We start from the raw sequence: 23367 nt of genomic DNA on the forward strand, positions 1-23367 counted from the left end.
TAAAATTTACTTACTTAGTTTAGTCCTAAAAATTCAATTTGTCAACTTTTTACCAACATTGAAAGCGTTTAATGGAAATTATTTACAATTTTACTATTTTTGAGCTTATTATATAGAAAACTTTGGAAAAGACTTGTAATAAATCCGACCATTATCTAGGCCTTTCTGAAAAATGATGAAAAAAATCCGAGATGAAATCTCGGATGGAAATTTATCTATTTTCTTTAACCTAATGCTCTTTTAGTAAGTAGGATTAAAGAGAAAGCAACCAGAAAGCTTTCGTCTCCTATATGTTTATTAAGCACGAACTGTGACGCTGGTTCCATCTTCCTTATAAAGATTGATGAGTCCTTCTTTCAATGCACGAACCATGTCTCCTGCTTGAACGGGTTGAGGCACCTTAATAGTCAAGAGTTCCATTGGATTTGGAGCGCGGTCGATTTTATTGCCTTTGGCATCATGCAAATCTTCGATATACGTTTCAAAATGACGGAAACCTGGGCCGTAAAACTCAACTTGGTCTCCTTCGTTAATAACGTTCCGTTGACGAATAGTTGCTGTTTGTGTCGAATCATCATAAGAAACCACTTCAGCAACAAACTTGTACTCAGGAATTTTACGGCGAGCACCAAACAACTGCTCATTTTCAGATGGTGTACCGTAGTAGAAACCTGTTGCCAATTCACGTTGAGCAACCTTCCACATTTCGTCCACTAAATCTTGTTTAATAGCTTCAAACTTTTCAGGACTTTCAAGATATGCATCCACAGCCGCCTTGTAGCAGTTGGTTACTGTTGATACGTAGTGAATAGACTTCATACGCCCTTCAATCTTAAGACTGTCCACTCCATTTTCAATCATATCTGGAATATGGTCAATCATAGACATATCAACGGCTGACATTGAAAATTCTTCAAGAATTTCACCTTTCAAGCTCTTGCGTTCTTGACCAAATGGCATATCGTAAAGGTCGTATTTCCAACGACAAGACTGAGAGCAACCACCACGGTTAGCATCACGCATACTCATGTGGTTTGAAAGAGTACAACGACCAGAGTAAGAAATACACATGGCTCCGTGGACAAAGGCTTCAATTTCTACATCAGTACGTTTGCGGATTTCAGCTAATTCTTCCATCGAAACCTCACGCGCCAAAACGACACGAGTCAAACCCAATTCTTTCCAGAACTCAAGCGTTTCATAGTTAGTTGCACTGGCTTGGGTAGAGAGGTGGATTTCAAGACCAGGCGCTTCTGTCGCTGCAATCATAATCAAGGCTGGGTCAGACACGATAACTGCCGCAATACCGATATCACGTAGCTTACGGAACCACTCACCAGCACCCGCTTCATTTCCTTCATGCATAACCATATTGGCAGCTACATAAACCTTAGCTCCATACTTAGCCGCAAACTGGACGCCTTCTTCCATTTGTTCAAAGGTAAAGTTACCTGCACGGCTACGAAGACCATAGGCCTGACCACCGATAAAGACAGCATCTGCTCCATACTGAACAGCTACCTTTAGCTTCTCTAAAGTCCCTGCAGGTGATAAAACCTCAGGACGTTTTAATGTTTTTGTCATGTTTTCTCCTATTTGCAATATAAAAGTTTGACGTTTTTCCTTCTCATTTTATAGTAAATAATCCATAAAATCAAGCCTGGACAGATTGTTTTGACAATTCTAATCTTTTAGCAGTTGAAACAAGTAGTAAAAGGAGTCGATAAAGTAAAAACCAGTATCCAAAGATACTGGCTAATTAAACTACATGGAATAATCTAGTACTTAAACGACTATTCCCACTCACTAAAAGTCAGATATTGACTATTTAGGATAGTTGATTAAATAGTGATTGATAATACAATCAATGAGTACTATTTGATATTATTTGAGTCCTTTGTTGTTAAATTGTTGTTAGTATTTTCCCTCTCTTACTAATTCTAGTAAGAGTTTTTTTGTTCTTCAAAACTTATCCATCTATTTATCATTGTTTCAATAAGAGGCTGGATATCAAAGCCATATCTTCTTTTTGAAATATATATTAGTCTATTTAATATTACACTAATTTCTTCACATCTAACTTGTTGATGTTCAAGCTCTGTTAAAATATTATATATCTTAGGTTCGATTTTATTATAATAATCTTCAATCAAGCTAAACTATTAGTGTTTACCGTATTATTAGTTATAAATCATATAATTCCGAGATTACATTTGAAATACTAGTTAGCAACTCTTGCGAGTTTTCCCTATTTATTGCTCACAATATAAATTGAAAATAGGCATGAAAAAGACGATAGATTTTTTATTTCTATCGTCTTTAATACTTTATATTCCGTTCGACAAACTGGGAGCTGTCTTTCCGTTGTTATCAAGAAAGTCTCAATTTATCTATATTTTTCCAATCTCAATAACCCTTCTTCGTCCGGAAGAGTAATCCCATTCTTATAATTATATCCCATCTTTAAATAAAAAGGAGTTGCAGTTATAGAAGCTGGAATTTCTACTCTTTTTGCCCGAAGGAAAAATTCATCTTTCTCAAGTGTTTCAATAATCAGTCGCCCCACACCTTTTCCTTGATAATCCGGTAGTACAAAAATAGTGAAAAGACTACTTTCATCTTCTTTATCCCAATATGGTCCTATCGCTCCACACCCAACAATCTTTTCAGCATCACATACCACATAAAAATGCATCCAGTTAGCTCTTTCTAAAATATTTTGTGGTTGCAAATTCTTTACATCATTTTCTATATACTCTAATGAATAATCTTTGATATTAGTAGTTCTTAAAGTTGTTACAACTAATTCCGACACTTTTTCTGCATCTTTAGGTTCAAATCTTCTCACAAACATCTTATTTTTTCCTCCACACCTTCAAATTTATCATATTATACCATATTATACCATATATACCTATTTAAAAGTAGATTAAAGATAAGTATAGTTTATAGTGAAAATTATAGTTTTGTTGTTAAATTGTTGTTAAAATAAAGTAAAAAGCCTTAGAAAGATTGATTTCTAGGCTTTTTTTAACTCATTAACTCTATTCCCACTCAACTGTTGCAGGTGGTTTACTTGTAATATCGTAGACGATACGGTTCACATGATCCACTTCGTTTACGATACGTACTGAGATTTTTTGTAGGACATCCCAAGGAATTTTTGCAAAGTCAGCTGTCATACCATCGATAGAGGTGATAGCACGGATTGCAATTGTGTAGTCGTACGTACGACCGTCACCCATAACCCCAACTGAACGAACACCTGTATTAACTGTGAAGTATTGCCAGATATCGCGGTCAAGACCAGCTTTAGCAATTTCCTCACGAAGGATAGCATCTGATTCACGAACGGTTTCTAGTTTTTCTTCAGTGATTTCACCCATGACACGAATCGCAAGACCTGGGCCTGGGAATGGTTGGCGCCATACGATGTGGTCTGGCATGCCAAGCTCTGTACCAAGAGCACGAACCTCATCTTTATAAAGAGTATTGAGTGGTTCAATCAATTCAAACTGCATGTCTTCTGGAAGACCACCAACGTTGTGGTGTGACTTGATCGTCTGAGCTGTATCCGTACCAGACTCAATCACGTCTGTGTAAAGAGTTCCTTGAGCAAGGAATTTCACATCTTTGAGTTTGCTTGCTTCGTCATCAAAGACATAGACAAACTCATTACCAATGATTTTACGTTTTTGTTCAGGGTCAGAAACACCAGCAAGTTTGTCAAGGAAGCGTTTTGCAGCGTCTGCTTTGACGATATTCAAACCAAACTTACCACCAAGCATGTCCATAACTTGATCTGCTTCTCCTTTACGAAGAAGACCGTGGTCTACGAAGATACAGATCAATTGATCGCCAATTGCTTTTTGAAGAAGAACACCAACAACTGAAGAGTCAACTCCACCTGATAGACCGAGAAGAACACGTTTATCACCGACTGTTTCACGGATTTTTTGAATCTGCATATCGATGAAATTATCCATTGACCAGTCGCCTTTAGCCTTACAGATGTTAAGGGCAAAGTTACGAAGGATATCATTTCCGTATACAGAATGGCGAACTTCTGGGTGGAATTGGATACCGTAAATGTGTTTGTCTGGATTTTCAATGGCCGCATAAGGGCAGTCAGCTGATGTTCCAGTACGAACAAAATCAGCAGGAATCTCAGTAACTGCATCACCATGGCTCATCAAAACAGTCTGTTCATCCGGTGTTGATTCAAAAAGAGCTGATGGTGTGTGAGTTAGGGTTGATTGACCATATTCACGATTTCCAGCGTCACCTGCAGGAACAACTTTTCCTCCAAGTTTATGGGTCAATAACTGCATACCGTAACAGATTCCCAAAATAGGAATGCCCAGTTCGAAGATTTCTGGGTCAATATCGAATGAACCATCTTCGTATACAGAGTTTGGTCCACCTGAAAGGATAATTCCTACAGGATTGATTTCACGAACTTCAGCAGCTGAAATTTTATGGCTTTTTAGTTCTGAAAACACACCAATCTCACGGATACGGCGTGAAATCAGCTGATTGTATTGGCTACCATAGTCCAATACGATAATTTTTTCTACATCTTGCAAATCAGTTGAAATGTTGCTCATCTTTTTCCTTTCTCAAAAGAAATATCTTTTTCCAATATTCTATCACAAATAAGGGCGAATTACCAACTAAACAAGGCGAAGTTTGACTTTTTCTCGTTTATTGGGGTACAATAGAGAAAAGATAGAAATGAAGTGAAAACATGCTACCTGCTTATATGAAAATCCATGATCAGATAAAAAAGGATATTGACGAGCACCGTTGGTCCATTGGTGAGAGGCTGCCGAGTGAAAGAGATTTGGCTGAACAATTTGAGGTCAGTCGTATGACCCTCCGCCAAGCCGTATCTCTATTAGTCGAAGAAGGCGTTTTAGAGCGCCGTGTTGGAAGTGGCACCTTTGTTTCCAGTACTCGAGTACAAGAAAAGATGCGAGGGACAACCAGTTTTACTGAAATTGTTAAGTCCCAAGGTAAAGTACCCTCTAGCCAACTCATTTCCTACAGAAAAACCATTCCCAATGAGCAAGAAGTTGCCAAGTTAGGAATTTCTCCAACGGAGAATATTATCCGAATGGAACGTGTCCGCTATGCCGACAAAGTTCCCCTGGTTTATGAAGTTGCTTCTATTCCTGAAAAATTTATTAAGAACTTTAAAAAAGAAGAAATCACCAGTCATTTCTTCCAAACCCTACAAAAATATGGCTATCGTATCGGCAAATCACAGCAGACCATCTATGCTCGCCTCGCTAAGGAAAAAATTGCCCACTATTTGGAAGTTGAAAAAGGCCATGCTATTCTTGGTTTGACTCAGGTTTCCTACCTAGAAGATGGGACAGCTTTTGAATACGTAAAAAGTCAATATGTAGGCGAACGATTTGAATTTTATCTTGAAAACAATTAATACTCTTCGAAAATCTCTTCAAATCGCGTCAACGTCGCCTTGCAGTATATATGTTACTGACTTCGTCAGTTCTATCTACAACCTCAAATCAGTGCTTTGAGCAACCTGCGGCTAGTTTCCTAGTTTGCTCTTTGATTTTCATTGAGTATAAAATACTACATAAAACCTCTCTGTCACAGACAAAGAGTCTTTTTATTTTTCCAAGAGTAAATCTTTCAAAGAAATCAGAGTTACAGCAAACAATATCATTGCCATACCAAGAAAATCAATGGGATAAAATTGTTCATTCATGATTAGAAAGGCAAAGAAAACCGCCGAAATTGGCTCGATCGAAGCCAACAAGCTTGACTTAACTGGTCCAATCAAACTGGCTCCCTTTAAGAAGGCTGTATAAGCAAAGACAGTCCCGATAAGGATAATGCCCGCAAACGCAAGGAGAAAATCAAGACTAGTCGGTATAGTGGTCTGTAGAACCCCTGTAAAAGGAAGGGCGACCAAACCTGCTATGACCATTCCCACACCTATGACCAAACTGCTCCCCCACTTCTTAATCAAGGATATGGGCAAAATGATATACAGAGCATAAGTCAAGGCAGAAAAGAGACCCCAAAATAGGCCAGAAGGTGTAATAGATAACTGGTCCAACTGACCATGGGTTGCAATAAGAAAGGTCCCTCCGATAGCTAATATGATAGAAACTATCTCTCCCAGTGTCGGTGCCACCTTATCTTTGATACAGCTATAAATCAAAATCCCAACAGGACAAACGTACTGAAGCACTGTTGCGGTACCTGCATTGGTTTCCTGAATTGCAGACAAATAGGCAAATTGATTGAGAAAAAGACCAATCAGAGCAAAAACGAGAAGAGACAACAAACTTTTTCTATCCTTTAAAAAGGTCAGCATTTTATCCTTTGCAGTAGCATAAGCCAAGAACATGAGAATCCCGCCAGCGATTAAAAGGCGTAAGTTGGTCAAGACCAACGCCGAAATTCCGTGTGCCATCAGATACTGGCCACTCGTTCCTGACAAGCCCCAAGCAATACCAGCAACAACTGTTAATAGAGTCCCTTTTAAACTATTTGACATGTCTCTCCTTACTCTTCTTTACGAATCAAGTCCATCACTTGATTGCGGTCTAAAATCCATTGAGCCCTCTCATCCTTTTCATAGGTACGATTCGATAGAAAAATAGCCGCTTCTTGCTTCTGACGATTCCACATGATAAAGGTACCTGTATAGCCCGTATGGTCTAGCCAATCTCCTTCCAAATTCCATGCTAAAGAACGTTCCTTGTCATCCAAAGGAGAAAAATTTTGACTCAAATCTCTTGCAAAATCATCTGCTAAATAGTGTTCTACAAAGATTTGTAAATCCTTTACAGTCGAAAACAAACCAGCACTACCAGCATGTCTACCCAAGAGACGAGCTTTGGGATCATGCACTATGCCTGCCTCTACACCTCTGACTGTTGGAACAGCAAGCTCAACAGGCCCAAACTGGGTTTCATTCATTCCCCAAGGTTTCAAAACTTGTTCTTGTAAAATCACATCTAGGTCTTGATTAAATATTCTTTCCAAAATAAAGCCCAACAGCAAAAAATGAACATCCGAATAAAGAAAGGCTGGCTGACTTCGTCTGTTGAGATGAAACATCGCTTCCTTTAATTCTGAAGCTGCTAAAAGGTCTCGATTGGGAATAAAAGGATCAAGATTTGTAGCGTGAGTTAAGAGCTGGCGAATAGTGATGTCTGGATAATCACTCTCAGCTAAAAAATCTGTTACCGGTCTGTCAATATCTAATTTGCCTTTTTCCCACAAAAAAGTAAAAACTGTGCCAACTCCAACAACCTTGCTGACACTAGCTAGGTCATAAACAAGACCTGCCTCAGTATCCAAGCCATGCTCTGGGTCACTCTGGCCTAAATAGAACTCCGTCCATTGATTGTCCTTTAAATACGCAAAAGAGGCTCCAGGATAAATCCCTGCCTCGATTTGTTCTTCTATTTTTTTAATAATCTTGGTCCACTTCATACTTCTTCAAACCACAATTCAACATTATTTCTATCTTTACCAAGGAAGAATTTTTCAGACTTAGGAATAAAATATTCTGTAGACTCAAACTTCTTACGAAGACTTGCTATGTCTAATTCATTGACCAAGAACTTGAGCATAGATAAGTCCCAAGTAACCGTATTGTCCACAGTCAGATCCTGCCCCTGAGCTGGGATAAAATCAAGTGATGTCCCAATTTCAGAAAGTTCTAAGAAACTATCTACATCCGTTGGGAGGTGTAATTCCATGGAAATCTCAAATTTACTTAAAGAAATTGATTCCAAACCTGTTTGAAATTCAGGTTTTTCTTCTACTTCTACTAGACTTGCTCTGTCATCTTCTGCATGAATCAAAATCAAATCATTTTCTGGTGAAAAAATTTCAAAAGCGTAGCCATTTTGACCTTTATATAATTGATGAATCGAATCCGTTTTAGATAAGAGTCCTTCCATTTCCAAGGGATTTTCTACCTTGATAATCAATCTAGCCAGTTTTTTTCGTCCCTCTACCTTACGAGTACGCATACTGGGAGCTTCTTCTAAAACTAGCTTTTCAAGACCTGTTTGATCACCTAGTGATAGAAAGGCTGACTCCTCTAACAAGGCCTTCATTCCAAGGGTTTCAATATAAAATGTTTCATTTAATTTTCTATTATTAACTTTTAAAGTAGGAATAATCCGTACAATCTGATTTACATTCATAAATTCCTCCGTCACTTTTTATTTTATAGGATTTTAGAATTTTTTACAAGATATTATGCTCAAATTTACCAATTTTAACCTCATTAAACATCTTTTTGAAGATCCTGAGTAAAAAGTCGATTTTATAGAAAAAGGAAACTAATGAGAATTACAAGAAGTTCATTCGGAGATGGTTGCCTAAAGAAACTAGAAAATGATTCCTAAAATAGAGCTCTTCATCGAGAATTAAATTCATCTGAATAATTAATATATAGTATGTTGAGTATGGAATAGTACATTGTAGCTGTTCAAATATTTCTAGAAATAAATTTGACTTTCCTAATCAATTTGTTTATATCTTATTTCAATCTACTCTATATGCATCCTGTATTCCTAAAACAAGACACAGAAAAACACCCCAAGAATTAGAATTTGAGCTAACTTTTGGGGTTCAGTTCATTAATATAACTAATTGTTTTACAATTAAGAATTAATTATTTTCAACTTTTTCATCGTATTTTGGTCTTAGTGTTGTACCTGAGTTAATAATGGTACGTTTTTGAACAAGAGGAAGGTCTGTACGATTGTAAACTGTACGCCATGGTTCCCAAACAAGACCTGTTTTTTCTTGAATCTTCACACGTACATTACGTACATTTCCTTTAAATTGAAGTTCAGTTTGGAAGCCAGCTGTTCTGTTCTTACCATTATCTTCCCATTGACGTGAGCGAATGCTTTCAACTCCATCCTTATCATAAGTTACTTCATCCCAATAAACATAGTAACGAGCAATATAAGCTCCCTTATGTTGTAAATTAAGATAACCATTTTTGTATGAAGTCACTTTAGTTTCAATGTAGTCTGTATTGCTTTGAATTGTGGCTACTTGATTATCTTTCAAGAATGCAGTCTTATAAGAAATTGGAACAGCAGGATTTTGTGTACTAAATGTAGCTCCTTCTTGAATCAACTTCTTCAAATCTTCTACATTACCTGTCACAACATGTGCAGCTCCATCAGCATTTCCGCCTACGATTGAAACTGTTACAGTTGTATCCTTTAAAACACGAGCCCATTCAGATTCTGGTTTAATAGGTACTCCTTTGATAACAGCATTGATTGCTGCTTTCAACTCTGTACTCTTGCTTGTTGTTTCAAACTTAACATACATTTGACGTCCGTATGAAACGCTAGATACATATACAGGAGGTGTTTTTTCATCAATTCCACGTGCTTTTAATTGATCAACCGTTACTCCTGAGGCAAATACATCTGATGGATTTTTTGGAGCATCAAAGTTAGCAGTAAAGTAAACTTGTTTAAAATCAACAACTTCAACTTGTTTTTCACCCTTGTTCACAGCCTCAAAGTCAATTTTCAAATTAACACCGACTTTTTCAAAGTCACTTCCGAATTTTGCTTTCAATTGATTCATGCTATAAGCAGAAGTGGAAGCGTACTGCATACGTGCTGGAGCAGGATTTTTCGCAGCATATTTTTCATACCAACGGTTTAACAAGGTATTCACACCTTCCTGCATACCACTTGCAGTTGGATTAGCATCTACATAGCTATCTCCGCCCACCATTCCTGGTAAATCAACACTAATTCTACCTTTGCTACGATCTAAGCTAATTTGTTGTGGTTTATTTTCTAGGAGATCTTGATTTGCTTTAAATAAAGCACCTAAGAAGATATCTCCGTTACCATTTAGGGCAACATCAGCAGAACCATTAGAAAGGTTTTTCTTCACTTTTTCCACAACCACAAACTCATTTCCTTGTTGTTTTGTGCTTGTATTAGCGTAATTTTCTAATGCTTCGCCTTTTCTAGTTAAAATATTTAGTTTATCGTAATTTAAACCAAATAAATAGTTATTTAGTTCTGCAGTAAAGTCTGTTTTTACTTTGCTTTCAGGTTTAGCGTTAGTCGCTGCTTTTTCTTTTGCAGAACGATACACTTCTACCTCTGCTAAGCTCAGTGGTGTTTTTGAATTATTTAGCTCCACTTTAACATATCGTGCATTAACTCCAGCGAATTGAACGTCAATTGTTGGTTGATTGTTTAAGCTATCGATGTGTTGATGAGTTACTTCCTTACCATCTTTATCCAACAAAATAACATCAAAATTAGATAAACGATTTGCTACATTTCCATCTCCACGATTGTAAATACGAACAGTTCCTACTGATTCTTCTTTCTCTAAATCAACTTTCCACCAAGAATGATCTTGAAAATCTGTATGGGTAACCGAGTGATGTCCGTAGTCATTATCGCGATTACCATCAACCGCTCTAGCAGCGTCTCCTCCATAAGCAGTCGAACTCTGACTTGCAGATTTATGAGCAGCAATATTTTCACCAGCAATTGTAGCAACACTTGGCTCTGTTGCTTTTACTACATTCGTTTGAAAAATGAGACCAGAACCTAGTAAGAATGTTGCAATGGCAACACCACATACTCCAACGCTACGTTTACGAATAGAATAACGAAATCCTTTATCTTGTTTATTTTGAGACATACAAAACTCCTATATATTTGAACGAATTATTTCTTGAAACAATAAGAGTGTAACATAAAAATATTATAGATGCAATCATTTTCTAAAAAAAATTATTATTTTTTATTAGCTAAACTTGTATAGTTGCCCATATGTTACTAATTTCACATTTAAACATCGAGTGATCTATACCACTAAAAGCAAGAAAACGACCAGGCCTAAGTCCCTATCAGTTGGGAATCAGCACTGTTCGTTTTTGTATATATAATCAGATTCAACTCTTAAATCTATAACTTAAGAAATTTTTTAATGAAAAGCTTTTCATTGTTTTTTATCATCTCTTATATTCAAATTCTTAATAAACTTCCTGAAGATAGGCATCAAAAACTTCTTCATCTGAAATGGTATCGGATATAAAGCTACCATTGCTGGTTCGTTCTGACAAATTCAAATCTTGTAATCGACTTTCATAGATAGTTCCTTTATTAGATTGAACAATCAGAGTTTGATCGTTCCCGTCCACTTCCGTACTGAAGAGATCACCAACAAATCCTTGCTCTGCAACTGCTCCTGCTAAGAAGACACGATGCGGTTTGTTTTTCAACTCACGCAAAACTTGTAAACCACGTTTGGCACGGCTGGTTGCTGGAATTTCCTCAATAGAAACACGTTTCAAGCTTCCACGCTGTGTCAAGAGATAGAAGGAGGAGGTATTACAGATAAAGGCGGATTGGAGGACATCATCTTCTTTCAGATTCATAGCCTTGACACCTGCTGCCTTGGCACCGACAACCGGAACCTCTTCAATATTGAAACGCAGGGCATAACCGTTTTGACTAATCAAGAGAACATCATCTAGTTTGATTGGAGCTACTGCTACAATCTGGTCTGTCTCGTCTTTGAGTTTAGCATACTTAACAGACTTAGATTTATAGGTCCGCCACGGAGTGAATTCTTTTCGTTCTACGCGTTTGATTTGACCAAGCCGAGTCGCTGCAAAGTAGGTTGTCTCATCGTCAAACTGATCCACAACTTCCACATAAAGGATTTCTTCGTTAGTTTCAAAGTTTGTAATTGTTTGGCTCAGATGCTCTCCTATGTCCTTCCAACGAATATCTGCCAATTCATGGATTGGTCGATAGATGACATTTCCAAGACTTGTGAACATCAAGAGGTGCTGGGTTGTCTTGGCAGATTGAACAAAAATCAAACGATCGTCGTCACGTTTGCCAATTTCTTCTAGCGTTGAAGCCGCAAAGGAACGTGGACTGGTACGCTTGATGTAACCTGCCTTGGTCACGCTGACGTAGGTATCTTCCTCAGCGATCAGACTAGCTGTATCAATCTCAATTGCTTTCGCAGTGTCTTCTAAAGAACTCAAACGCGGAGTTGCAAATTTCTTCTTGACCTCACGAAGTTCTTTCTTCATAAGATTGTACATAGTCCGTTCATCACCGATGATGGCTACAAGCATGGCAATCTTCTCACGAAGTTCTGCTTCTTCCTCCTGCAAGACAACCACGTCTGTATTGGTCAAACGGTAAAGTTGCAAGGTAACGATGGCCTCAGCCTGCTCTTCTGTAAAATCATAGCTGACCTTGAGATTTTCTTTGGCGTCAGCCTTGTTTTCAGAAGCACGGATAAGGGCAATGACTTCGTCCAAAATCGAAATCACGCGAATCAAACCTTCGACGATATGGAGACGCTTCTCAGCCTTTTCCTTGTCAAAGCGGGAACGCGCCAAAATCACTTCACGACGGTGGGCGATATAGCTAGACAGGATTGGAACAATCCCAACCTGACGAGGTGTGAAATTGTCAATCGCCACCATGTTAAAGTTGTAATTGATTTGTAGGTCAGTGTATTTAAAGAGATAATTGAGAACAAGCTCCGTATTAGCGTCTTTTTTGAGCTCAATAGCGATACGAAGACCATCACGGTCAGACTCATCACGAACCTCAGCAATACCTGCTACCTTGTTATTGACACGGACATCATCGATTTTTTTAACCAGATTGGCCTTGTTGATTTCATAAGGAATCTCAGTGATAACGATTTGTTCCTTACCACCTTTTAACTTTTCAATCTCAGTCTTGGAACGAACAACCACGCGCCCTTTCCCAGTTTCATAGGCCTTCTTGATTTCATCACGTCCCTGGATGATAGCCCCTGTAGGGAAGTCTGGTCCAGGCAGGAATTCCATGAGCTTATCCACCTTGGCAGTTGGGTGGTCAATCATGTAGACTGTCGCATCAATAACTTCAGCCAAATTATGCGGAGGAATATCCGTGGCATATCCAGCTGAAATCCCGGTTGAACCATTAACCAAAAGGTTTGGAAAGGCTGCTGGCAAGACTGTCGGCTCTTTCTCGGTATCGTCAAAGTTCCAAGCAAAAGGAACGGTCTTTTTCTCGATATCTTGAAGAAGGTAGCCAGCAATTTCAGACAAACGCGCCTCTGTATAACGCATTGCAGCAGGCGGATCTCCGTCCATAGAACCGTTATTACCGTGCATTTCAACTAAAATCTCACGATTTTTCCAGTCCTGTGACATACGAACCATGGCATCATAGATGGAAATGTCACCGTGTGGGTGGAAATTCCCCATGATATTCCCGACAGACTTGGCCGACTTACGGTAACTCTTATCAAAGGTATTACCATCCTTATTCATAGAATAAAGAATGCGACGCTGAACCGGCTTCAAACCATCACGAATGTCTGGCAAAGCCCGGTCTTGAATAATGTACTTGGAGTAGCGCCCAAAACGCTCTCCCATGATGTCCTCTAGGGACATGTTTTGAATGTTAGACATAATAATTCTCTTTTTAGTGTTTTATTGTAAAGTAAATCTATATTTTTAAATTTAACTGTTTCTTTGTAGGTAGTGAGAAAAGAAGAGCAATCCTACTAATCCTAGAATGAACAAAAGATTAATTTTAATAACAAATAAGCTAAGTAGGGTATTAATTAGGCCGTGAAAAATGGCGCAAAAAAGGACCGACTTAGTCTTTTTGAAAACAGCTGCTAGAAGAATACTGAGATAAATTGCAAATAGACTGAATAATATAAAAGGCATACCACTTTGGGAACTTCCAATCACAAACCATAAAGGTATATGCCATATTGCCCAAATACAACCTGTTATCAAACCGGAAATCCAAAAGGAGAATCTAGTTTCCAAAGTTGGTTGCAAGATGCCTCGCCATCCCAATTCTTCTTCGCCACCATAAACACAGACTGCACTCAAAAAAACAACAAACAAATTTCCTAGTGGAAAAGCCGGATTAAGCTCCTTAGATGAGAAAGCAATGACACCTGTTTGCACGAAAATTAGTAAAAGAAATAACAAAATATATTTCTTTGAGTCCCCTAAGATAAAAGAGACTATGCTTTTAATGGATTTTTGAGACAAACAAGAAATGGCTGCAATGGTAGGACCGAAACCTCCTAGTAAATGGAGAAAAACTCCTAGTGGACTTGTTAGACTTAAGAGGCTCATTTGCGTCAGAAAAGCGAGCAATCCCCAACCAAATCCCCAAGAAATGAGAAAACTAATCAGTAAAAATTTTGTTATCTTATTATTTTGTAAATGTTTCATTTGTTTCGAGTCTCTCCTCAGCATACTTAACCATCTTCTCAGCTACTTCTTTATCATAGTCAAATCCCATTTTTTGAGCAAGGTACTGAGCCTCTTGATGGAAAAGTTTCATTGTAGCGTACAAGGATTGGGTAAGTTTTTCTATACTTGAAAAATCAAGCAAATCTGAGAATTCCTTTTCTTTCTCAGCAGGCAAGTAATTAAAGAGGTACTTGTAGTTCTTGTCAATATCAACCGTCCCCTTATCAGCTGCAACTTGCCAAACCAAGACCTTTAGGAGTTCTTGCTGACAAATACCGTAGAGATGGTCAGTGGCATAGATGACTTGATGGCGACAGATTCCTTTGACAACGTAAGCTGACACCCACCAAAATTCATTGCAGGATTTTTCAAAATCCTTTTCAGCAGCTGGGGTTATCCAGTAACGCTCTAGATTTGGTAAATAGGCTTCAAATAAATGTTCTGGATCTTCTAGAACAGTGAAGCCTGCCTCGCTATCCACCCACTCTTGAATGTGTTCTTTAGGGCAGAGAGTCAAATCGATACGGTTGCCGTCTTCAAAAAGCATAAGATATAGACGACGGTGACCAAGGGTGACCTCTTGCTCAATAATGCGTTTGCCAAACTGGTCTAGCCAAGAAATGTCTCTCGTCAGATTATCTAAATCGTCCACAATATAGACCACATCGTAATCCTGAAACTCATCTTTTGGTGCTTTTGTATCAGTTCGTGAACCAGACATGGCGATAGCTTCTACTTGTATAGTTTTGGCAATTTGTAAAATCCGATTTAGCATTTCTGTTTCAGTTCTCATAGGAATACCTACCTTTTTAGTGAAAACTCTCGATTCTGTAGAGGGTATGTCTATAAAGCGGACTATCAGCTGGAACTTTTTCGTTATCAAATTCTTTGACAAATTCCATGCCTAGCTTTTGCATGACTTTTTGCGAAGGGAGATTGTGCAAGGATGTAAAAGAGTAAACTTCTGACAAGCCAGCTTGCTGGAAAGCAAAGTCTAGACAGGCTTAGGCAGCCTCCGTCTCATAACCACGATTCCAAAACTCTTTTCGCAAACGCCAGCCGATTTCTACAGCTTCTTTTCCAGCAAAAATCCGTAAATCCGAATAGTGCAGACCTACTAAGCCAATAAACTCCTGATTGTCTAAGTCACTCAGGGACAAACTTTTTACTTCATATACTTTTTTCATTTTTCTTTTTGAATATTTTTGTGCCAGTCTCTCCCATGAGACAGACAAACTGACTTTTTTTCTGTCAGTCACTTTTTTAGGAAGATATTTTGGGGGAAGTGAGGTACGCAAGGGTATTTGTTAGTCAGTTTCTTCCCTAAGTAAAGAATACTCGCTAATTAGTGATAGTTTTTCTAATAATAAAAGTTGTTTTTCTCGTGATAGACCACAGAAATATTCCATGAAATCTTGCTCAATAATTTCAACTTTATCAATAGGGATTAAGTTATAAAACCACTCATCATTCTGTAAAATATTTTTAAAAAATAGAGTAGAAACTAACGACATCTCCGAAGTCCAAGGATAATCATAATCACTAATACGCTCCTCATTATATTTTAGCCATGATTTAATCCCATAAGAAATAACAAATTGAACTTGGTTGCCTCTGTAATGTGTCATACCATACTTCTGTTTATGTGTTACAGCTTTTTTTACTCCCTGATATAATATACAGTAGACTTTTGACGGCGAATATTCAAATAAAAGATTTCTAATTTCTGTTTTTATAAGTTGCTTAGCCTTATTTTCATCTTTCTCGCTATACCCTGAAGAATATTCAAAATGAAATTCCTCCCTAAATTGATAGTCAAATAGTTTAAACAATTCTTTTTCAGCCAACTCTAACCACAGTTGATTTATTTCAGTCTCAGTAAATTTAAGATTTGTTAAAAACTTAAAATTTGAAAACCAGTGTTCATCTTCCTCTGAATAAACATTTTTTAAATTTTGAAAAGAGAAACGTACTCTTGTCTTATAAAACACATTTGGAAATTTTTCATTTGCAAATGTGGGGTCTTGTTTAATTTCTTTATTACTACAAAATGCAGTTGTAGAGCTTCTTGGGGATATTTCTAAAATATTCTTTTCTTTCAGAAAGTATATTTCATCAATGGGATAATTACCATCAAAAAACATTTGTGGTAATTTTTGATTTTTGATTTCCGAGAAAGAAGGAATATCAAATTCATCTTCACTAATATTAAATCCCTGTAAAATAGTTGATAAATATAGCTGCTCTCGTAGCCCAAACCCGGATATATATCGAATTTCTTCAAGAAAATAAGTGTCCAGTATTTTTCGACGCTTTTCTTTTGAACAATAATCACAAGAGCAGTCATCATCATTATTTTTATGCCCACAACTGAAGCATCTATTGTCTTGAACGAAATAGTTATCTAACTGGTCATTATTAACTAGCTTGTCATAATCCTTTTTTGTCGGTAGTTGGATGTATTTTTCTTTACCACATATCTCACAAATAAACGAAGTAGAAACTTTTGGAAATTCTTTTCTTAAATTAGATGCTATAGTATGAATAGAATATTTTTTAATAATTTCGTTAAGTTTTAAATTGTTTTGATAGTAATCAATAAGAATATTTTTTACTACCTCATCAGTAAATCCCGATAACACATCACCTTTTGTGCTATAGTCAATATTCCTCAAAAATTTAATCATAAATTTCTCCTCGTTTACGGCTATCACTCTTAATCTTACTAAATCATTAAAACACTGTCGCTTCTTCCAGCGTAAACTTGACATTGTCTTCGATCCACTTACGACGTGGTTCGACCTTATCACCCATGAGGACATTGACGCGACGTTCTGCGCGTGCTAGATCTTCAATCGTGACACGAATGAGAGTTCGAGTTTCTGGATTCATGGTTGTCTCCCAGAGTTGGTCTGCATTCATCTCACCAAGACCCTTGTAGCGCTGTAGGGTAGCGCCTTTACCGAACTGCTTGCGGAGTTCTTCTAGTTCTCCGTCCGTCCAAGCATAGGCTACTTCTTCTTTCTTACCCTTACCTTTGGACATCTTGTAAAGAGGCGGAAGGGCGATATAAACATGTCCTGCCTCAACTAGCGGACGCATGTAGCGGTAGAAAAATGTTAAGAGCAAGGTCTGGATATGAGCACCGTCAGTATCCGCATCAGTCATGATAATGATCTTGTCATAGTTGGCATCTTCAATAGAGAAGTCTGCCCCCACACCCGCACCGATGGTATAAATCATGGTGTTAATTTCTTCATTTTTGAGGATATCCGCCATCTTGGCCTTGGCTGTATTGATAACCTTACCACGAAGGGGCAAGATTGCCTGGAACTTGCGGTCACGACCTTGTTTGGCAGAGCCACCGGCAGAGTCCCCCTCGACTAGATAGAGTTCATTTTTTGCAGGATTCTTGGACTGGGCTGGGGTTAATTTACCAGACAGCAAGCCCTTGTCTTTTTTATTTTTCTTCCCATTTCGGCTCTCATCACGCGCCTTACGTGCCGCTTCGCGAGCGTCACGGGCCTTGATAGCCTTGCGGATGAGGTTAGAAGCCAATTCCCCATTTTCCATAAGGAAAAAGGTCAACTTATCCGCCACAATGCCATCCACAACGGGACGAGCCAGAGGGCTTCCTAGCTTATCCTTGGTCTGTCCTTCAAACTGGAGGTGTTCTTCAGGGACTAGAATAGAGAGGACGGCCGCTAGTCCTTCACGATAGTCTGACCCTTCAAGGTTTTTATCTTTTTCCTTGAGAAGCCCTGTCTTACGCGCATAGTCATTCATAACCTTGGTGATAGCAGACTTAAGTCCAGTCTCATGTGTTCCACCGTCCTTGGTACGAACGTTATTGACAAAGGACAAAATATTATCTGAAAATCCATCATTGTACTGGAGAGCTACTTCCACTTGGAAACCATTGTCTTCCCCTTCAAAGTATAGAACTGGCGTCAAGGTTTCCTTGTCTTCGTTCAGATAAGAAACAAAGTCTTGTACCCCATTCTCATAGTGGAATTCAATCGCTTCGTCTGTTCGTTTATCAGTCAGAGACAAGGTCACATTTTTCAAGAGGAAAGCTGACTCATTGAGACGTTCTGAAATGGTATTGTACTTGAAATCTGTCGTAGAAAAGATAGTCGCATCTGGCATGAAGGTAACCTTGGTACCTGTCTTAGACTTGGGCGCTGTACCGATTTTCTTCAAGGTCGTAACAGGTTTTCCACCATTTTCAAAACGTTGCTTATAGACTACGCCATCACGAGTAATTTCAACTTCCAACCAGCTAGAAAGGGCGTTAACAACGGAAGAGCCCACCCCGTGGAGACCACCTGATGTCTTGTAGCCTCCTTGACCAAATTTTCCTCCAGCATGAAGAATGGTAAAGATTACTTCAACCGTTGGAATCCCCATAGCGTGCATCCCCGTCGGCATCCCACGTCCGTGGTCTTGCACAGTCAAACTCCCATCTTTATTGATGGTCACATCAATACGATCACCAAATCCAGACAGGGCTTCATCGACCGCATTATCGACGATTTCCCAGACTAGGTGGTGGAGACCCGCACCATCGGTCGATCCGATATACATTCCTGGACGTTTACGGACCGCATCCAACCCTTCTAGCACCTGAATGGCATCGTCATTATAATTGTTAATATTGATTTCCTTTTTTGACACAAGGAACCTCCTATTCGTTCATCTTTACTATTCTACAGGTTTTCTAAGGATTTTGCAAAATTTTTCTTTCTCCGCTGTGACAATTTCAGAAGAGATTCTCTGCCTTTCTTCTCCATTTCATGATATAATAGGAGTATGATTACAATAGTTTTATTAATCCTAGCCTATCTGCTGGGTTCGATTCCGTCTGGTCTCTGGATTGGACAAGTATTCTTTCAAATCAATCTTCGTGAACATGGTTCTGGAAACACAGGAACAACCAATACCTTCCGCATTTTAGGTAAGAAAGCTGGTATGGCAACCTTTGTCATTGACTTTTTCAAAGGAACCCTAGCAACCCTTCTTCCGATTATGTTTCATCTTCAAGGTGTTTCGCCTCTTATCTTTGGACTTTTGGCTGTCATTGGACATACATTTCCTATCTTTGCAGGATTTAAGGGTGGTAAGGCTGTCGCAACCAGTGCAGGTGTGATTTTCGGATTTGCTCCTGTCTTCTGTCTCTACCTTGCGGTTGTTTTCTTTGGAACCCTCTATCTGGGTAGTATGATTTCACTGTCTAGTGTCACAGCATCTATCGCAGCCGTTATCGGAGTTCTACTATTTCCACTTTTTGGTTTTATCCTGAGTGACTATGACCCTCTCTTCATCGCTATTATACTAGCACTTGCTAGCTTGATTATCATTAGGCATAAAGATAATATCACACGCATCCAAAATAAAACTGAAAATCTTGTTCCTTGGGGACTGAACTTAACCCATCAAAATCCTAAAAAATAAAACGCCAGTTTTGAACAGAACTGACGTTTTTTGTATGCTTATTTTGACTTGATATAGTTGATACCATCTGCTTTTGGTGCAACTGCTTTTCCAAAGAAGGCTGCCAAGACAAGAATTGTCAAAACATAAGGTGCGATTTGAAGATAAACTGTTGGCACACCTTGTAGGAACGGCAATTGAGATCCGATAACAGCCAAACTTTGTGAAAGTCCAAAGAAGAGACTAGATAGCATGGCTCCGATTGGATTCCATTTTCCAAAGATCATCGCAGCAAGAGCGATAAATCCAGGTCCAACAATAGTTGTCACTGAGAAGTTAACTGAGATGGATTGAGCATAAATCGCTCCGCCAATTCCACCTAGGAAACCTGAAATAATAACTCCAAAATATCTCATCTTGTAGACATTGATTCCCAAGGTATCCGCTGCTTGAGGGTGTTCACCGACAGAGCGAAGACGAAGACCAAATCGAGTCTTGAAGAGGATAAACCAAGCAAGGAATGAGAAGGCAATGGCCAGATAACCAAGTAGACTTGTTGACTTGAAGAAGATATCACCAATCACTGGGATATTTGCCAAGACTGGGAAATCAAAGCGTCCAAAAGTCTGACTTAGGTTGTCGGTTTGTCCTTTATTATAAAGCACTTTCACCAAGAAAACAGCCAAGGCTGGCGCCATCAAGTTCAATACCGTACCGCTGACAACATGGTCTGCACGGAAATGAACCGTCGCTGCTGCGTGGATGATAGAGAAGAGACCACCAACCAATCCTGCTACAAGCAAGGATAGCCATGGAGTTGCTGCTCCAAATTGTTCTGCAAATTCAAGGTTAAAGACAACTCCAGAAAAGGCACCCATAACCATAATTCCTTCAAGGCCGACGTTTACCACACCACCACGTTCAGAGAAAACACCACCGATACTTGTAAAGATGAGGGGTGCTGAGTAAATCAGCATAGAAGACACCAAGAGGGTGAGCAAGGTTGTAATAGACATCTTTACTTACCTCCTTTAACTTGTTTTTTCGGTTTGACAAAGCGTTCGATAAGGTAATGAACACTGACAAAGAAGATAATAGACGCTGTTACAATGCTGACAAGCTCAGACGGTACCTGCGCTGCATTCATACCAGGGGCTCCAACTTGGAGAACACCAAATAGGAAGGCTGCAAATAGAATACCAATTGGTGAGTTGGCCGCAAGCAGACTAACCGCCATTCCGTTAAATCCGACAGCTAATGACGCCCCCTGAACATAAACGTTCTGGAAGGTTCCCAGACCTTCAACAGCTCCACCAAGACCAGCTAAGGCACCTGAGATAATCATTGAGAGGATAATCGTTCGTTTTGCAGAAATACCAGCATATTCTGAAGCATGTGGATTAAGACCAACCGCACGGATTTCAAAACCAAGGGTTGTTTTCTTGAGCATGAACCAAATAACTGCAACGGCAATGATGGCAAAGAAAATACCGATATTCATCCGCGAGTTACCAGTCAACTCAGCCAACCAAGGTGTCTGATAGGTTGCATTAGCCCCAACACGAATGGTCGAATCTGTACTTTGCATGAAGTCTTTAGGGAAAGCATGGATAAAGGCATTTCCTACATACAAGACAATGTAGTTCATCATGATAGTTACAATAACCTCTGACGTCCCTAGATAGGCTCTCAGAATACCCGGAATCGCACCGACAATCCCACCAGCAATCAAGGCAATCACGATAGTTGCTAGAATCATCAAGGGACGTGGCATATCTGGATGCGACAAGGCAAACCAACCACTGAGAATCCAACCTGCCAAAGCCTGACCAGGAAGCCCGACGTTAAAGAAACCTGCACGACTGGCAACGGCAAAACCAAGACCAATCAAGACCAAAGGTCCCATAGCACGGAAGATTTCTCCAATTCCACGCAGACTGCCAAAGGCTGTATAGAACAATTCTTCGTAGCCCCAAATAGCATCATAGCCGAAGATCCACATGACAATGGCTCCAAGTAAAATTCCAAGGAAGACAGAAATCAAGGGAACCGAAATTTGTTGTAATTTTTTAGACATCACTCTTCTCCTTTCCCAAGTTTCCACCAGCCATCAAGACACCAAGTTCTTGTTTATTGGTTGTTTCTGGTGATACAATACCTTGAATCTTACCATCGTGGATAACGGCAATACGGTCTGAGACGTTTAAAATCTCATCTAATTCAAAGCTGACAACAAGGACAGCCTTGCCATTATCACGCTCTTCAATCAAGCGTTTGTGGATATATTCAATGGCACCGACATCCAACCCACGAGTTGGCTGGCTGACGATAAGGAGATCAGGATCACGATCAATTTCACGAGCAATAATTGCTTTTTGTTGATTTCCTCCTGAGAGTGCAGCTGCAGGAACAAATTCGCTGGCAGCACGAACATCAAACTCTTCCATTAGCTTTTTAGCATAAGAAGTAATATTTGAATAGTTCAAAATTCCATTTTTACTATGTGGTTCTTTGTAGTAGGTTTGAAGGGCAATATTTTCAGAAATCATCATTTCCAAAATCAAGCCATCACGGTGACGGTCTTCTGGAACGTGCCCCACGCTTAGTTCTGTAATTTGTCTTGGGTGTAAGCCTACAATTGAATTTCCTTTTAGCTCAATGCTACCAGATTCAACCTTGCGAAGACCTGTAATTGCTTGAATCAGTTCAGACTGACCATTTCCATCAATCCCTGCAATACCAACAATCTCTCCAGCACGAACATCCAAGGACAGATTTTTCACAGCTGGGACACCGCGGTTTTCATTGACCACCAAGTCTTTAATAGACAAAATCACTTCTTTTGGTTGAGAGGCTTGCTTCTCTGTCTTAAAGGAAACAGAACGTCCTACCATCATTTCCGCCAAATCAGCATTGGTAGCTCCTGCAATTTCGACGGTTTCAATTGATTTCCCACGACGGATAACTGTAACTCGGTCAGAAACTGCACGAATCTCATCCAACTTGTGGGTAATCAAGATAATTGATTTTCCTTCTTTGACAAGATTTTTCATAATAGCCATCAACTCATCAATTTCTGATGGAGTCAAGACAGCCGTCGGTTCGTCAAAGATAAGGATATCAGCCCCCCGATAAAGGGTTTTTAAAATTTCTACACGTTGTTGGGCTCCGACTGAGATGTCTGCTACCTTGGCAGAAGGGTCAACAGCTAAGCCATAACGTTCAGAAAGAGCCTTGATTTCTTTGCTAGCTCCAGCGATATCTAGCACACCATTTTTAGTCAATTCACTTCCTAAAATAATGTTTTCAGCCACCGTGAAAGCCTCTACCAACATAAAGTGCTGGTGAACCATTCCGATTCCCAAGCCAGCTGCTTTAGATGGGGAGTCGAGGTTGACAACTTGACCGTTGACCGCGATTTCACCACTAGTTGGTTCAAGAAGCCCTGCTAACATGTTCATAAGCGTAGACTTACCAGCCCCATTTTCTCCTAAAAGTGCATGAATTTCACCTTTTCGTAGGTGCAGGTTGATTTTGTCGTTGGCAACAAATTCACCAAACACCTTGGTAATATCACGCATCTCAATGACATTTTCGTGTGCCATGTGCTCTTCCTTTCAGAGTCTTATTTT

At 39.2% G+C, this 23367-nt stretch carries 17 protein-coding genes and 1 pseudogene; 2 read left to right on the top strand and 16 right to left on the bottom strand.

Annotated elements, in window-relative coordinates:
- Nucleotides 1-297 precede the first annotated feature (297 nt).
- From K4Z77_RS01940 to guaA, 3 genes are all read right to left on the bottom strand, one after another.
- Nucleotides 298-1584 (bottom strand): peptidase U32 family protein, encoded by a 1287-nt coding sequence (locus tag K4Z77_RS01940; protein ID WP_224218271.1) that lies wholly within the window; start codon nucleotides 1582-1584, stop codon nucleotides 298-300.
- An 802-nt stretch (nucleotides 1585-2386) separates the two neighbouring features.
- Nucleotides 2387-2854 (bottom strand): GNAT family N-acetyltransferase, encoded by a 468-nt coding sequence (locus K4Z77_RS01945; RefSeq protein WP_048788724.1) that lies wholly within the window; start codon nucleotides 2852-2854, stop codon nucleotides 2387-2389.
- Between the two features lie 190 nt (nucleotides 2855-3044).
- Entirely contained in the window at nucleotides 3045-4607 is a 1563-nt protein-coding gene (guaA, locus tag K4Z77_RS01950) for a glutamine-hydrolyzing GMP synthase (RefSeq protein ID WP_000065711.1), read from the bottom strand.
- A 140-nt stretch (nucleotides 4608-4747) separates the two neighbouring features.
- On the opposite strand from guaA, the gene K4Z77_RS01955 reads away from it, so the two are divergent.
- The gene (locus tag K4Z77_RS01955) at nucleotides 4748-5446 is read left to right on the top strand and encodes a UTRA domain-containing protein (protein WP_173267853.1); all 699 of its coding nucleotides are present in this window, start codon (nucleotides 4748-4750) and stop codon (nucleotides 5444-5446) included.
- A gap of 192 nt (nucleotides 5447-5638) precedes the next feature.
- Here the strand turns inward: K4Z77_RS01955 and K4Z77_RS01960 are convergent, their stop codons facing one another.
- The 10 genes and pseudogenes from K4Z77_RS01960 to parE form a co-directional block, all read right to left on the bottom strand.
- Nucleotides 5639-6535 (bottom strand): DMT family transporter, encoded by an 897-nt coding sequence (locus K4Z77_RS01960; RefSeq protein WP_000071659.1) that lies wholly within the window; start codon nucleotides 6533-6535, stop codon nucleotides 5639-5641.
- An 8-nt stretch (nucleotides 6536-6543) separates the two neighbouring features.
- Nucleotides 6544-7479 carry a serine hydrolase domain-containing protein gene (locus K4Z77_RS01965; RefSeq protein ID WP_224218272.1) on the bottom strand — a complete coding sequence of 312 codons (936 nt, stop codon included), beginning with the start codon at nucleotides 7477-7479 and terminating at the stop codon, nucleotides 6544-6546.
- Nucleotides 7476-8201, bottom strand: a complete 726-nt coding sequence (locus K4Z77_RS01970; protein WP_224218273.1) for a CppA family protein — start codon at nucleotides 8199-8201, stop codon at nucleotides 7476-7478. Before K4Z77_RS01970 ends, K4Z77_RS01965 begins: the two co-directional genes overlap by 4 nt.
- A 469-nt stretch (nucleotides 8202-8670) precedes the next feature.
- Nucleotides 8671-10701, bottom strand: a complete 2031-nt coding sequence (locus K4Z77_RS01975; protein ID WP_224218274.1) for a thiol-activated cytolysin family protein — start codon at nucleotides 10699-10701, stop codon at nucleotides 8671-8673.
- Between the two features lie 334 nt (nucleotides 10702-11035).
- The gene (gene parC / locus K4Z77_RS01980; protein ID WP_224218275.1) at nucleotides 11036-13495 is read right to left on the bottom strand and encodes a DNA topoisomerase IV subunit A; all 2460 of its coding nucleotides are present in this window, start codon (nucleotides 13493-13495) and stop codon (nucleotides 11036-11038) included.
- Nucleotides 13496-13546: 51 nt separating this feature from the next.
- The gene (locus K4Z77_RS01985; protein WP_224218276.1) at nucleotides 13547-14281 is read right to left on the bottom strand and encodes a CPBP family intramembrane glutamic endopeptidase; all 735 of its coding nucleotides are present in this window, start codon (nucleotides 14279-14281) and stop codon (nucleotides 13547-13549) included.
- Nucleotides 14262-15095 (bottom strand): aminoglycoside 6-adenylyltransferase, encoded by an 834-nt coding sequence (locus K4Z77_RS01990; RefSeq protein ID WP_224218277.1) that lies wholly within the window; start codon nucleotides 15093-15095, stop codon nucleotides 14262-14264. Before K4Z77_RS01990 ends, K4Z77_RS01985 begins: the two co-directional genes overlap by 20 nt.
- A gap of 16 nt (nucleotides 15096-15111) precedes the next feature.
- Nucleotides 15112-15561: pseudogene (locus K4Z77_RS09725) on the bottom strand (GNAT family N-acetyltransferase).
- A 48-nt stretch (nucleotides 15562-15609) separates the two neighbouring features.
- The gene (locus tag K4Z77_RS02000) at nucleotides 15610-16989 is read right to left on the bottom strand and encodes a hypothetical protein (protein WP_224218278.1); all 1380 of its coding nucleotides are present in this window, start codon (nucleotides 16987-16989) and stop codon (nucleotides 15610-15612) included.
- Between the two features lie 46 nt (nucleotides 16990-17035).
- A complete protein-coding gene (parE, locus tag K4Z77_RS02005; protein ID WP_224218279.1) occupies nucleotides 17036-18979 on the bottom strand; it encodes a DNA topoisomerase IV subunit B in 1944 nt (647 codons plus the stop codon).
- A gap of 135 nt (nucleotides 18980-19114) precedes the next feature.
- Here parE and plsY point away from each other — a divergent pair, with 135 nt between their 5' ends.
- On the top strand, nucleotides 19115-19756 hold the full coding sequence (gene plsY, locus K4Z77_RS02010) for a glycerol-3-phosphate 1-O-acyltransferase PlsY (protein ID WP_224218280.1): 642 nt from the start codon (nucleotides 19115-19117) through the stop codon (nucleotides 19754-19756).
- Between the two features lie 38 nt (nucleotides 19757-19794).
- On the opposite strand, the gene K4Z77_RS02015 is transcribed toward plsY, so the two are convergent.
- Genes K4Z77_RS02015 through K4Z77_RS02025 form a run of 3 tightly spaced genes read right to left on the bottom strand, consistent with a single transcriptional unit; the run spans nucleotide 19795 to nucleotide 23340 of the window.
- Nucleotides 19795-20751 (bottom strand): ABC transporter permease, encoded by a 957-nt coding sequence (locus tag K4Z77_RS02015; RefSeq protein ID WP_070527253.1) that lies wholly within the window; start codon nucleotides 20749-20751, stop codon nucleotides 19795-19797.
- Between the two features lie 2 nt (nucleotides 20752-20753).
- Nucleotides 20754-21812, bottom strand: coding sequence for an ABC transporter permease (locus K4Z77_RS02020; protein ID WP_023942990.1), 1059 nt, complete (start codon nucleotides 21810-21812; stop codon nucleotides 20754-20756).
- Nucleotides 21805-23340, bottom strand: coding sequence for an ABC transporter ATP-binding protein (locus tag K4Z77_RS02025; RefSeq protein WP_224218281.1), 1536 nt, complete (start codon nucleotides 23338-23340; stop codon nucleotides 21805-21807). Before K4Z77_RS02025 ends, K4Z77_RS02020 begins: the two co-directional genes overlap by 8 nt.
- Between the last annotated feature and the right edge of the window lie 27 nt (nucleotides 23341-23367).

The organism is Streptococcus mitis subsp. hohhotensis, assembly GCF_020089495.2.
Classification (GTDB): Bacteria; Bacillota; Bacilli; order Lactobacillales; family Streptococcaceae; genus Streptococcus; species Streptococcus hohhotensis.